Annotated in this window: 12 protein-coding genes; all 12 read left to right on the top strand. The window is 61.6% G+C overall.

All coding sequences use genetic code 11. From position 1 onward, the window contains the following. The first annotated feature begins 169 nt into the window (after positions 1–169). The 12 genes from ACO6VD_RS20855 (at position 170) to nuoL (ending at position 13,107) form a co-directional block, all read left to right on the top strand. Positions 170–832, top strand: coding sequence for a lysoplasmalogenase (locus ACO6VD_RS20855; protein ID WP_422421777.1), 663 nt, complete (start codon positions 170–172; stop codon positions 830–832). Positions 833–1,190: 358 nt separating this feature from the next. Beyond that, positions 1,191–1,604: an NADH-quinone oxidoreductase subunit A gene (locus tag ACO6VD_RS20850; RefSeq protein ID WP_400169983.1), complete on the top strand. Its 414-nt coding sequence runs from the start codon at positions 1,191–1,193 to the stop codon at positions 1,602–1,604. A gap of 10 nt (positions 1,605–1,614) precedes the next feature. Further along, on the top strand, positions 1,615–2,292 hold the full coding sequence (locus tag ACO6VD_RS20845) for an NADH-quinone oxidoreductase subunit B (RefSeq protein ID WP_010220398.1): 678 nt from the start codon (positions 1,615–1,617) through the stop codon (positions 2,290–2,292). A 78-nt stretch (positions 2,293–2,370) separates the two neighbouring features. Beyond that, positions 2,371–4,152, top strand: a complete 1,782-nt coding sequence (gene nuoC / locus ACO6VD_RS20840) for an NADH-quinone oxidoreductase subunit C/D (protein ID WP_422421775.1) — start codon at positions 2,371–2,373, stop codon at positions 4,150–4,152. 2 nt (positions 4,153–4,154) lie between these two features. After that, positions 4,155–4,652, top strand: a complete 498-nt coding sequence (gene nuoE, locus ACO6VD_RS20835; RefSeq protein WP_012313767.1) for an NADH-quinone oxidoreductase subunit NuoE — start codon at positions 4,155–4,157, stop codon at positions 4,650–4,652. Next, positions 4,649–6,022 (top strand): NADH-quinone oxidoreductase subunit NuoF, encoded by a 1,374-nt coding sequence (gene nuoF, locus ACO6VD_RS20830; protein WP_422421773.1) that lies wholly within the window; start codon positions 4,649–4,651, stop codon positions 6,020–6,022. The genes nuoE and nuoF overlap by 4 nt, the downstream gene beginning before the upstream one ends. A gap of 133 nt (positions 6,023–6,155) precedes the next feature. Continuing rightward, positions 6,156–8,870: an NADH-quinone oxidoreductase subunit NuoG gene (gene nuoG / locus ACO6VD_RS20825; RefSeq protein WP_422421771.1), complete on the top strand. Its 2,715-nt coding sequence runs from the start codon at positions 6,156–6,158 to the stop codon at positions 8,868–8,870. Continuing rightward, positions 8,867–9,874 (top strand): NADH-quinone oxidoreductase subunit NuoH, encoded by a 1,008-nt coding sequence (gene nuoH / locus ACO6VD_RS20820; RefSeq protein WP_400169987.1) that lies wholly within the window; start codon positions 8,867–8,869, stop codon positions 9,872–9,874. The genes nuoG and nuoH overlap by 4 nt, the downstream gene beginning before the upstream one ends. Before the next feature lie 11 nt (positions 9,875–9,885). Continuing rightward, positions 9,886–10,434 (top strand): NADH-quinone oxidoreductase subunit NuoI, encoded by a 549-nt coding sequence (gene nuoI, locus ACO6VD_RS20815; protein WP_009400993.1) that lies wholly within the window; start codon positions 9,886–9,888, stop codon positions 10,432–10,434. 9 nt (positions 10,435–10,443) lie between these two features. After that, complete coding sequence (nuoJ, locus tag ACO6VD_RS20810) at positions 10,444–10,944, top strand: NADH-quinone oxidoreductase subunit J (RefSeq protein ID WP_038612821.1); 501 nt, start codon at positions 10,444–10,446, stop codon at positions 10,942–10,944. Between the two features lie 4 nt (positions 10,945–10,948). Continuing rightward, positions 10,949–11,257, top strand: a complete 309-nt coding sequence (gene nuoK, locus ACO6VD_RS20805) for an NADH-quinone oxidoreductase subunit NuoK (RefSeq protein WP_038612823.1) — start codon at positions 10,949–10,951, stop codon at positions 11,255–11,257. Then, complete coding sequence (gene nuoL, locus ACO6VD_RS20800; RefSeq protein WP_422421768.1) at positions 11,254–13,107, top strand: NADH-quinone oxidoreductase subunit L; 1,854 nt, start codon at positions 11,254–11,256, stop codon at positions 13,105–13,107. Before nuoK ends, nuoL begins: the two co-directional genes overlap by 4 nt. Positions 13,108–13,140: the final 33 nt, after the last annotated feature.

Below are 13,140 nucleotides of genomic sequence, written 5' to 3'. Positions count from 1 at the left end.
GGGGGGGATCTCCCCCGGGGGAGGGGGGGATGGCTGCCCCGCCTCGGGGGCCACCCCCGCTCCCACCGAGGGAGTTGCTCCCACTGTGCCGCGCGATTCGGCCGATTCGCCACTTCCCTATAAATCCCCATTGGCTATGCTAGGTGCACAACAACACCAAGGATTGGCCATGCTCCGCCCATTTACCCTGCTCTGCCTGGCGCTGCTCGGCGCAGCTTTCTATATATATGCACTGGCCAGCCAGAATGCACTGCTTGGCCTTGCCGTCAAACCGATCCCGGTACTGGCCCTGATCGCCTGGCTAAAGACCGCCGAACCATCCCCTTACCGACGCTGGATCACCATTGGCCTGGGTTTCTCGGTACTGGGCGATATCCTTTTGGCTGTGCCTGGCGACCTGTTCGTATTTGGCCTGGCAGCGTTTCTTTGCGCCCATCTGGCCTACCTGCGCGGCTACCTGAGCGAGACACGTGAGCGGGCAACCTCGGCGTTGGTGATCTCGGCGCTTGTTGGTACCACACTGCTGGCCATTCTGATCAGCCATGGCCTGGGCGATCTATTGATCCCGGTGACGGTGTACGCCCTGGCCATCAGCGCCATGCTCTGGCGCGCCCTGGCCTGCGGTGGCGTTGCCGCGCTGGGCGCTATCGCCTTCGTGTTTTCCGACAGCCTGATCGGCATTGACCGCTTCGTCGCACACTTCCAGGCGGCCCCGTACCTGATCATCCTCGCCTACTGGCTAGGGCAGTGGGCGATTGCCGCTTCGGTCTACACCAGACGCTCAGCAAAAACCTTGATCCAGACCGCGGCACGGCAAAATAAATTCGGTTAAAACACGGGGTGTGGAAACTTGCAGGTGAAGCCCATGCCGCACAACTTTGTAGTTGACCTGAACAGTAGGACGAATTGCATAGCTTCAAATGATATTAATTATCATTTCGAAGTTTCGACTTCATTACCCTTTGCAAGAAACATAATTAACAAAACCCGAGACAATGCCCGCCCCATGCGGCCTGCAGCGCGTTATGAAAGTTTTTTGTTCTTAATCCTACGAATAAATTTGCTGCAGAAATTTTACTTGCACCGGGTTTACCCATAAAATCAGCACGATAGATTCCGCTGCGACATATCGTCACTGCTTTACTACTTTCCAAGCCGCAGAGACTGGTCTCTGTATAAGGATTTTCAGCATGCCCGATTCGACAGGACTCATCGCCCATAACTGGGGCTTTGCCATTTTCCTTTTGGGTGTCGTTGGCCTGTGTGCCTTCATGCTCGGCCTGTCCGCCCTCCTCGGTAGCAAGGCCTGGGGCCGCAGCAAGAACGAACCCTTCGAGTCCGGCATGCTGCCTACTGGCGGCGCCCGCTTGCGCCTGTCAGCCAAATTCTATCTGGTCGCGATGCTGTTCGTGATCTTCGATATCGAAGCCCTCTTTCTCTTTGCATGGTCTGTGTCCGTCCGCGAAAGCGGCTGGACCGGATTCGTCGAAGCTCTCGTTTTCATAGCAATTCTGTTGGCAGGTCTTGTCTACCTTTATCGAGTGGGGGCGCTTGATTGGGCTCCGGAATCTCGCCGTAAGCGGCAAGCGAAGCTGAAACAATGAGGCTTTGGCAATGCAATACAATCTCACCAGAATCGACCCGGATGCTCCCAACGAGCAATATCCAATCGGAGAGCGGGAAACCGTCTCCGATTCGCTGCTAGAGGACCAGGTCCACAAGAACATCTTCATGGGCAAACTTGAAGATGTGCTCAGTGGCGCGGTCAACTGGGGGCGTAAGAACTCCCTGTGGCCGTACAACTTCGGCCTCTCCTGCTGCTACGTGGAAATGACCACGGCCTTCACGGCGCCCCACGACATCGCCCGCTTCGGCGCCGAAGTCATCCGGGCATCGCCGCGTCAGGCCGACTTCATGGTTATCGCCGGCACCTGCTTCATCAAGATGGCGCCGATCATCCAGCGCCTGTACGAGCAGATGCTTGAACCCAAGTGGGTCATCTCCATGGGTTCGTGCGCCAACTCCGGCGGCATGTACGACATTTACTCGGTCGTTCAGGGGGTCGACAAGTTCCTCCCCGTGGATGTCTATGTACCCGGCTGCCCGCCTCGCCCTGAAGCCTTCCTGCAAGGCTTGATGCTGTTGCAGGAGTCGATTGGCCAGGAGCGTCGTCCTCTTTCCTGGGTTGTCGGTGATCAAGGCATTTACCGTGCCGAGATGCCGTCGCAGAAAGAGCAACGCCGTGAACAGCGCATCCAGGTCACCAACCTGCGCAGCCCCGACGAAGTCTGATCCAGCTATCTGTTGCCTGCGCGTGCGCGACAGGCAGCCTGGCTTCATTCTCTACGTTGACCGAAAGCGACCGAGACCATGACAGCGGACACCGCTATTTATATCCCGCCTTACAAGGCTGACGACCAGGATGTGGTTGTCGAACTGAACAACAAATTTGGCCCCGAGGCGTTCGTCGCCCAGGAAACCCGCACCGGCATGCCGGTGCTTTGGGTTACCCGCGCCAAACTCAAGGAAGTCCTGAGCTTCCTGCGCAATGTCGCCAAGCCGTACAGCATGCTCTACGACCTGCACGGTGTGGACGAGCGTCTGCGCACCCAGCGCCGTGGCCTGCCAAGTGCCGACTTCAGCGTGTTCTACCACCTGCTCTCGGTGGAACGGAACAGTGACGTGATGATCAAGGTGGCCTTGACCGAAGGCGACCTGAACCTGCCGACCGTGACCGGTATCTGGCCCAACGCCAACTGGTACGAGCGCGAAGTCTGGGACATGTTCGGCATCGACTTTGCCGGCCACCCGCACCTGACCCGGATCATGATGCCTCCCACCTGGGAAGGTCACCCGCTGCGCAAGGACTACCCGGCGCGCGCCACCGAGTTCGATCCGTACAGCCTGACCCTGGCCAAGCAACAGCTCGAGGAAGAAGCCGCGCGCTTCAACCCTGAGGCCTGGGGCATGAAACGCCAAGGCGCCAACGAGGACTACATGTTCCTCAACCTCGGCCCGAACCACCCTTCGGCTCACGGTGCCTTCCGTATCGTCCTGCAGCTGGACGGTGAAGAGATCGTCGACTGCGTCCCGGACATCGGTTACCACCACCGTGGCGCCGAGAAAATGGCCGAGCGTCAGTCCTGGCACAGCTTCATTCCTTACACCGACCGTATCGACTACCTCGGCGGGGTGATGAACAACCTGCCGTACGTGCTCGCGGTCGAGAAACTGGCCGGCATCCAGGTGCCACAGAAGGTCGACGTAATCCGCATCATGCTGGCCGAGTTCTTCCGGATCACCAGTCACCTGCTGTTCCTGGGTACCTATATCCAGGACGTCGGTGCCATGACCCCGGTATTCTTCACCTTTACCGACCGTCAGCGTGCCTACACCGTGATCGAAGCCATCACCGGCTTCCGTCTGCACCCGGCCTGGTACCGCATCGGTGGCGTCGCCCACGACCTGCCGCGCGGCTGGGACAAACTGGTGAAAGACTTCGTCGAATGGCTGCCAAAGCGCCTCGACGAGTACACCAAGGCCGCCCTGCAGAACAGCATCCTCAAGGGCCGGACCATCGGCGTTGCCCAGTACAACACCAAAGAGGCCCTGGAATGGGGCGTCACCGGTGCCGGCCTGCGTTCCACCGGCCTGGACTTCGACCTGCGCAAAGCCCGCCCTTACTCCGGCTACGAGAACTTCGAGTTCGAAGTACCGCTGGCCCACAACGGCGATGCCTACGATCGCTGCATGGTCCGCGTCGAAGAGATGCGCCAGAGTATCCGCATCATCGACCAGTGCCTGCGCAACATGCCGGAAGGCCCGTACAAAGCGGATCACCCGCTGACCACGCCGCCGCCGAAAGAGCGCACCCTGCAGCACATCGAAACCCTGATCACTCACTTCCTGCAAGTGTCGTGGGGCCCGGTCATGCCGGCCAACGAGTCCTTCCAGATGATCGAGGCGACCAAGGGCATCAACAGTTACTACCTGACGAGCGACGGCGGCACCATGAGCTACCGCACCCGGATTCGCACCCCGAGCTACCCGCACCTGCAGCAGATCCCTTCGGTGATCCGCGGCAGCATGGTCGCGGACCTCATTGCGTACCTGGGCAGTATCGACTTCGTTATGGCTGACGTGGACCGCTAAGCATGAACAGCACGCTTATCCAAACCGACCGTTTCGCCCTGAGCGAAACCGAGCGCTCGGCCATCGAGCACGAGATGCATCACTACGAGGACCCGCGCGCGGCGTCCATCGAAGCCCTGAAGATCGTTCAGAAGGAACGCGGCTGGGTGCCTGACGGCGCCATCTATGCCATCGGCGAAGTGCTCGGCATTCCTGCCAGCGATGTCGAAGGCGTGGCCACCTTCTATAGTCAGATCTTCCGTCAGCCGGTTGGCCGGCACATCATCCGCGTTTGCGACAGCATGGTCTGCTACATCGGCGGCCACGAGTCCGTGGTCAGCCAGATCCAGAGCGAGCTGGGTATTGGCCTGGGCCAGACCACCGCCGACGGCCGCTTCACCCTGCTGCCGGTGTGCTGCCTGGGTAACTGCGACAAGGCCCCGGCACTGATGATCGACGACGACACCTTTGGCGATGTCCAGCCTGCTGGCGTCTCCAAGTTGCTGGAGGGTTACGTATGACCATCACTTCCTTCGGTCCGGCCAACCGCATTGCTCGCAACGCCGAAACGCACCCGCTGACCTGGCGCCTGCGCGACGACGGCGAGCCGGTCTGGCTGGACGAGTACCAGGCCAAGGACGGCTACACCGCCGCCCGCAAGGCGCTGGCACAGATGTCCCAGGACGATATCGTCCAGACCGTGAAAGATTCCGGCCTCAAGGGCCGTGGCGGCGCGGGCTTCCCGACGGGCGTCAAATGGGGCCTGATGCCCAAAGACGAATCCATGAACATCCGCTACCTGCTGTGCAACGCGGATGAAATGGAGCCCAACACCTGGAAAGACCGCATGCTGATGGAGCAACAGCCCCATCTGCTGATCGAAGGCATGCTGATCAGCGCTCGTGCGCTGAAAGCCTACCGCGGCTACATCTTCCTGCGTGGCGAATACACCACCGCAGCACGCAACCTCAACCGTGCCGTTGAGGAAGCCAAGGCTGCAGGCCTGCTGGGCAAGAACATCCTCGGCAGCGGCTTCGACTTCGAGCTGTTCGTCCACACAGGTGCCGGTCGCTACATCTGCGGTGAAGAAACCGCCCTGATCAACTCCCTCGAAGGCCGTCGTGCCAACCCGCGCTCCAAGCCGCCCTTCCCTGCCGCCGTTGGCGTCTGGGGCAAGCCGACCTGCGTGAACAACGTCGAGACCCTGTGCAACGTACCGGCCATCGTCGGCAACGGCATCGACTGGTACAAGTCGCTGGCCCGCGAAGGTTCTGAAGACCACGGCACCAAGCTGATGGGCTTCTCCGGCAAGGTCAAGAACCCTGGCCTGTGGGAACTGCCGTTCGGCGTCAGCGCCCGCGAGCTGTTCGAAGACTACGCCGGCGGCATGCGCGACGGCTTCAAGCTCAAGTGCTGGCAGCCCGGTGGCGCCGGTACCGGCTTCCTGCTGCCCGAGCACCTGGACGCACAAATGTACGCCGGTGGCATCGCCAAGGTTGGCACCCGTATGGGTACCGGCCTGGCCATGGCCGTGGACGACAGCGTCAACATGGTGTCGCTGCTGCGCAACATGGAAGAGTTCTTTGCCCGCGAATCCTGTGGCTTCTGCACCCCGTGCCGCGACGGCCTGCCATGGAGCGTCAAGCTCCTGCGCGCCCTCGAGAAAGGCCAGGGCCAGCAGGGCGACATCGAGACGTTGCTGGGTCTGGTCGGTTTCCTCGGCCCAGGCAAGACCTTCTGTGCACACGCACCGGGCGCTGTTGAACCGCTGGGTAGCGCGATCAAGTACTTCCGTCCTGAGTTCGAGGCTGGCATCGCCAGCCAGGCACCGGCTAGCGCCGCTGCCGGCCTGCGCCCGGACCTGGCGAAGCCGATCGTAGTCGGCGCCTAACGAATAGAAATGCGGACGGTCCGTGCCGTCCGCTGCTTGCACAGCTCGCCCGGGGACACCTGTAGCGGGCTGCAGGCACACAGTTTTCCATTAGCCACGCCCGCAGACGCGGGCCAACGAAGAACTTTGAACCATGGCCACTATCCACGTAGACGGCAAAGAGCTCGAAGTCAACGGCGCAGACAACCTGTTACAGGCGTGTCTGTCGCTAGGCCTCGACATCCCCTATTTCTGCTGGCACCCGGCGCTCGGTAGCGTCGGTGCCTGCCGCCAGTGTGCGGTCAAGCAGTACACCGACGAAAACGACACCCGTGGTCGCATCGTCATGTCCTGCATGACCCCTGCCACCGATGGCAGCTGGATTTCCATCGAAGACGAAGAAGCCAAGGTATTCCGTGCCAGCGTCGTCGAATGGCTGATGACCAACCACCCGCACGACTGCCCGGTCTGTGAGGAAGGCGGTCACTGCCACCTGCAAGACATGACAGTGATGACCGGCCACAACGAGCGCCGCTATCGCTTCACCAAGCGTACCCACCAGAACCAGGAGCTCGGCCCGTTCATCGCCCACGAGATGAACCGCTGCATCGCCTGCTACCGTTGCGTGCGTTACTACAAAGATTACGCTGGCGGTACCGACCTGGGCGTCTTCGGTGCCCACGACAACGTGTACTTCGGTCGCGTTGAAGACGGCACCCTCGAAAGCGAGTTCTCCGGCAACCTCACCGAGGTCTGCCCGACTGGCGTATTCACCGACAAGACCCACTCCGAGCGCTACAACCGTAAATGGGACATGCAGTTTGCCCCGAGCATCTGCCATGGCTGCTCCAGCGGCTGCAACATCAGCCCGGGTGAGCGTTACGGCGAACTGCGCCGCATCGAAAACCGCTATAACGGTTCGGTCAACCAGTACTTCCTGTGTGACCGTGGCCGCTTCGGCTATGGCTACGTCAACCGCGAAGACCGTCCACGTCAGCCGCTGCTGGCCGATGGCAGCAAGCTGAGCCTGGACGCGGCGCTGGATAAAGCCGCCGACATGCTGCGCGGTCGCAACATCGTCGGTATCGGTTCGCCACGCGCCAGCCTGGAAAGCAACTACGGCCTGCGCGAGCTGGTCGGTGCCGAGCACTTCTACTCGGGTATGGAAGCCGGTGAACTGGCTCGCGTGCGTCTGGCTCTGCAGGTACTGAACGACAGCCCGCTGCCAGTGCCGACCCTGCGCGACATGGAAGACCATGACGCAGTGTTCGTGCTCGGCGAAGACCTGACCCAGACCGCTGCCCGTGTGGCCCTGGCCCTGCGCCAGTCGGTCAAGGGCAAGGCCGAAGCCATGGCCGATGCCATGCGCGTTCAACCATGGCTCGATGCCGCAGTGAAGAACATCGGCCAACACGCCATGTATCCGCTGTTCATCGCCAGCCTGGCTGAAACCAAGCTCGATGACGTCGCTGAAGAATGCGTACACGCAGCGCCGGACGACCTGGCCCGCATCGGTTTCGCCGTGGCCCACGCCATCGATCCGAGCGCCCCTGCCGTCGAAGGCCTGGACGCCGAAGCCCTGGCCCTGGCCAAGCGCATCGCCGACGCCCTGGTTGCCGCCAACCGTCCGTTGGTGGTTGCCGGTACCTCGCTGGCCTCAAGCGCGCTGATCGAAGCCGCTGCCAACATCGCCAAAGCCCTGAAGCTGCGCGAGAAGAACGGCTCGCTGAGCCTGGTGGTGCCTGAGGCCAACAGCCTGGGTATGGCCATGCTCGGTGGCGAGTCCATCGACGCCGCGCTGGACGCAGTGATTGCCGGCAAGGCCGACGCCATCGTCGTCCTCGAGAACGACCTGTACAGTCGCGTAGCAGCAGCCAAGGTCGACGCCGCCCTGGCCGCCGCCAAGGTAGTGATCGTCGCCGACCACCAGAAAACCCCGACCGTCGAGCGCGCTCACCTGGTCCTGCCAGCGGCAACCTTCGCCGAAGGCGACGGCACCCTGGTCAGCCAGGAAGGCCGTGCCCAGCGCTTCTTCCAGGTGTTCGATCCGACCTACCTGGACAGCAGCATCCTGGTTCACGAAGGCTGGCGCTGGATGCACGCACTGCGTGCAACCCTGCTCAACAAACCGGTGGACTGGACCCAGCTCGACCACGTCACCAGCGCCTGCGCCTCGGTCGCTCCGCAACTGAGCGGCATCGTCAACGCCGCGCCATCCGCTTCGTTCCGCATCAAGGGCATGAAGCTTGCGCGTGAGCCGCTGCGCTACTCCGGCCGTACCGCCATGCGCGCCAACATCAGCGTGCACGAGCCACGTACCCCGCAGGACAAAGACAGCGCCTTCGCCTTCTCCATGGAAGGCTACTCGGGCTCGGCCGAACCGCGTTCGCAAGTGCCGTTCGCCTGGTCCCCGGGCTGGAACTCGCCACAAGCCTGGAACAAGTTCCAGGACGAGGTCGGTGGTCACCTGCGCGCAGGCGACCCAGGCACCCGCCTGATCGAAACCCAGGGCGACAAGCTGAACTGGTTCGCCAGCGTACCGGCGGCCTTCTCCCCGGCGCGTGGCACCTGGCAGGTCGTGCCGTTCTACCACCTGTTCGGCAGCGAAGAGAACTCCTCGCGCGCCGCTCCGGTACAGGAACGCATCCCGCAGGCCTATGTTGGCCTGGCCAAGTCCGAAGCCGACCGCCTGGGCGTCAACGACGGTGCGATGCTCAGCCTGAACGTTGCAGGTCAGACCCTGCGTCTGCCTTTGCGTATCAATGAAGAACTGGGCGCAGGCCTGGTTGCCCTGCCCAAAGGCCTGGCCGGCATTCCGCCTGTCATCTTCGGTGCATCCGTCGAAGGCTTGCAGGAGGCAGCACAATGACCTGGTTCACCCCTGAAGTGATCGATGTGATCATTACCGTCGTCAAGGCCATTGTCATCCTGCTGGCCGTGGTGGTTTGCGGTGCGCTGCTCAGCTTTGTCGAGCGGCGCCTGCTGGGCTGGTGGCAGGACCGTTACGGTCCGAACCGCGTCGGTCCGTTCGGCATGTTCCAGATCGCAGCCGACATGCTGAAGATGTTCTTCAAGGAAGACTGGAACCCGCCCTTCGTCGACAAGATGATCTTCACCCTGGCGCCGGTCGTGGCCATGAGTGCCTTGCTGATCGCCTTCGCCATCATCCCGATCACCCCGACCTGGGGTGTCGCGGACCTGAACATCGGCCTGCTGTTCTTCTTCGCCATGGCCGGTCTGTCGGTGTACGCCGTACTGTTCGCCGGCTGGTCGTCGAACAACAAGTACGCCCTGCTCGGCAGCCTGCGGGCCTCGGCCCAGACCGTGTCGTACGAAGTGTTCATGGGCTTGGCGCTGATGGGTATCGTTGCCCAGGTCGGCTCGTTCAACATGCGCGACATCGTTGACTACCAGGCCCAGAACCTGTGGTTCATCATTCCGCAGTTCTTCGGTTTCTGCACCTTCTTCATCGCTGGCGTCGCCGTGACTCACCGTCACCCGTTCGACCAGCCAGAAGCAGAACAGGAACTGGCCGACGGCTACCACATTGAATATGCCGGCATGAAATGGGGCATGTTCTTCGTCGGTGAGTACATCGGCATCATTCTGGTCTCGGCGCTGCTGGTAACCCTGTTCTTCGGTGGCTGGCACGGTCCGTTCGGCATTCTGCCGCAAGTGCCGTTCCTGTGGTTCGCCCTGAAAACCGCGTTCTTCATCATGCTGTTCATCCTGCTGCGCGCTTCGATCCCGCGCCCGCGCTATGACCAGGTGATGGACTTCGGCTGGAAGTTCTGCCTGCCGCTGACCCTGATCAATTTGCTGGTGACCGCTGCGCTTGTGTTGCTCAACACGCCAGCTGTTGCGGCCCAGTGAGGATTTGACCCATGTTCAAGTATATTGGCGACATCGTTAAGGGCACAGGCACTCAGCTGCGCAGCCTGGTGATGGTGTTCTCTCACGGTTTTCGCAAACGTGACACCCTGCAGTACCCCGAAGAGCCGGTCTACCTGCCGCCACGCTACCGTGGCCGCATCGTCCTGACCCGCGACCCGGATGGCGAAGAGCGCTGTGTAGCGTGCAACCTGTGTGCCGTGGCATGCCCGGTCGGTTGCATCTCACTGCAGAAAGCCGAGACAGAAGACGGTCGTTGGTACCCGGAGTTCTTCCGCATCAACTTCTCCCGTTGCATTTTCTGCGGCCTCTGCGAGGAAGCCTGCCCGACCACCGCGATCCAGCTGACACCGGATTTCGAAATGGCCGAGTTCAAACGTCAGGATCTGGTGTACGAGAAAGAAGATCTGCTGATCTCCGGTCCCGGCAAGAACCCTGACTACAACTTCTACCGTGTTGCAGGTATGGCTGTTGCCGGCAAGCCGAAAGGCGCCGCGCAGAACGAAGCCGAGCCGATCAACGTGAAGAGCTTGCTCCCTTAAGGAAGAAAGATGGAATTCGCTTTCTATTTCGCATCCGGTGTCGCTGTGGTGTCCACCCTTCGGGTGATCACCAACACCAACCCCGTGCACGCCCTGCTCTACCTGATCATTTCGCTGATCTCCGTGGCGATGACTTTCTTCGCCCTCGGCGCCCCGTTCGCCGGTGTTCTGGAAGTGATTGCCTACGCTGGCGCCATCATGGTGCTGTTCGTCTTCGTGGTGATGATGCTCAACCTGGGGCCGGCTTCGGTCGCCCAGGAACGTGGTTGGCTCAAGCCGGGTATCTGGCTGGGGCCTGTGGTCCTGGCCGCGCTGCTGCTGCTCGAACTGCTGTATGTGCTGTTCAGCAGTGATAGCGGCGCCGGCATCGGCCACACTACGGTCGACGCCAAAGCGGTCGGCATCAGCCTGTATGGTCCTTACCTGCTGGTGGTGGAACTGGCCTCGATGCTGCTGCTCGCTGCAGCGGTGACGGCTTTCCACCTCGGCCGCAACGAGGCGAAGGAGTAATCACATGCCTGCAATTCCTCTCGAGCATGGCCTGGCAGTCGCCGGCATCCTGTTCTGCCTCGGCCTCGTCGGCCTGATGGTGCGCCGCAACATTCTTTTCGTGTTGATGAGCCTGGAAATCATGATGAACGCCGCCGCACTGGCCTTCATCGTCGCCGGCGCCCGCTGGGCGCAGCCGGATGGACAGATCATGTTCATCCTGGTGATCAGCCTGGCAGCCGCCGAGGCCAGTATCGGCCTGGCGATCCTGCTGCAGCTGTATCGCCGCTTCCACACTCTCGACATCGATGCTGCCAGTGAGATGCGCGGATGAACCTTATCTTTCTGACGTTCGTATTCCCCCTGATCGGCTTCCTGCTGCTGTCGTTCTCGCGCGGTCGCTGGTCCGAGAACCTGTCGGCACTGGTCGGCGTCGGTTCGGTGGGCCTCTCGGCCGCCGTGGCCGCCTACGTGATCTGGCAGTTCAACGTCGCGCCGCCTGAAGGCGGTGCGTACAGCCAGCTGCTGTGGCAGTGGATGTCGGTGGACGGCTTTGCGCCGAACTTCACCCTGTACGTGGACGGCCTGTCGGTCACCATGCTCGGCGTGGTCACCGGAGTCGGCTTCCTGATCCACCTGTTCGCGTCCTGGTACATGCGCGGTGAGGCCGGCTACTCGCGCTTCTTCGCCTACACCAACCTGTTCATCGCCAGCATGCTGTTCCTGGTCCTGGGCGACAACCTGCTGTTCATCTACTTCGGTTGGGAAGGCGTGGGCCTGTGCTCTTACCTGTTGATCGGTTTCTACTACAGCAACCGCAACAACGGTAACGCTGCACTCAAAGCCTTCATCGTTACCCGTATCGGCGACGTGTTCATGGCCATCGGCCTGTTCATCCTGTTCGCCCAACTCGGCACCCTCAACGTGCAAGAGCTGCTGGTACTGGCGCCGCAGAAGTTCCAGGCCGGCGATTTCTGGATGGTCCTGGCAACCCTGATGCTGCTCGGTGGTGCGGTCGGTAAGTCCGCCCAGCTGCCGCTGCAGACCTGGCTTGCAGACGCGATGGCCGGCCCTACCCCGGTGTCGGCACTGATCCACGCGGCAACCATGGTTACCGCCGGTGTCTACCTGATCGCCCGTACCCACGGCCTGTTCGCCTTGGCCCCTGACGTACTGCACCTGGTCGGTGTGGTCGGCGGCGTGACCCTGGTCCTGGCCGGCTTTGCTGCTCTGGTTCAAACCGACATCAAGCGTATCCTCGCCTACTCGACCATGAGCCAGATCGGCTACATGTTTCTGGCCCTGGGCGTCGGTGCCTGGGAAGGCGCAATCTTCCACCTGATGACCCACGCCTTCTTCAAGGCCCTGCTGTTCCTTGCTTCCGGTGCGGTGATCGTTGCCTGCCACCACGAGCAGAACATCTTCAAGATGGGCGGCCTGTGGAAGAAACTGCCGCTGGCCTACGCCAGCTTCATCGTCGGTGGTGCCGCCCTGGCTGCCCTGCCGCTGCTGACCGCCGGTTTCTACTCCAAGGACGAGATCCTCTGGGAAGCCTTCGCCAGTGGCAACAACGGCCTGCTGTACGCCGGTCTGGTCGGTGCCTTCATGACCTCGCTGTACACCTTCCGCCTAATCTTCATCGCCTTCCACGGCGAAGCCAAGACCGAAGCGCATGCCGGCCACGGGATCTCCCATTGGCTGCCACTGGGTGTGCTGATCGTGCTGTCGACCTTCGTCGGTGCCTGGATTCATCCACCACTGGCGGGCGTGCTGCCGCAAAGCGTCGGCCATGCCGGCGGCGAAGCCAAGCACAGCCTGGAAATCGCTTCGGGTGCCATCGCCATCGCCGGCATCCTGCTGGCCGCGGTGCTGTTCCTCGGCAAGCGTCGCCTGGTAACTGCGATCGCCAACAGCGGCATCGGTCGTGTGTTGTCGGCCTGGTGGTTCGCCGCCTGGGGCTTCGACTGGATCTACGACAAGCTGTTCGTCAAACCTTACCTGCTGATCGCCCACATCCTGCGCAAGGATCCGGTTGACCGCAGTATTGGCCTGATTCCGCGTATGGCAAAAGGCGGTCATGCCGCCATGAGCAAAACCGAAACCGGTCAGCTGCGCTGGTATACCGCTTCGATCGCCGTAGGTGCCGTGCTTGTACTCGGTGCCGTTGTTATGGCTGCGGTCTGATATGAACCTTGCGACTTTGCGAAAGGAATTGAG

Source organism: Pseudomonas sp. GZD-222 (assembly GCF_049310525.1).
In the GTDB taxonomy this organism is placed as follows: Bacteria; Pseudomonadota; Gammaproteobacteria; order Pseudomonadales; family Pseudomonadaceae; genus Aquipseudomonas.
Note: the sequence above shows the minus strand (reverse complement) of the source record. Positions and strands in the feature narration are given on the sequence as shown.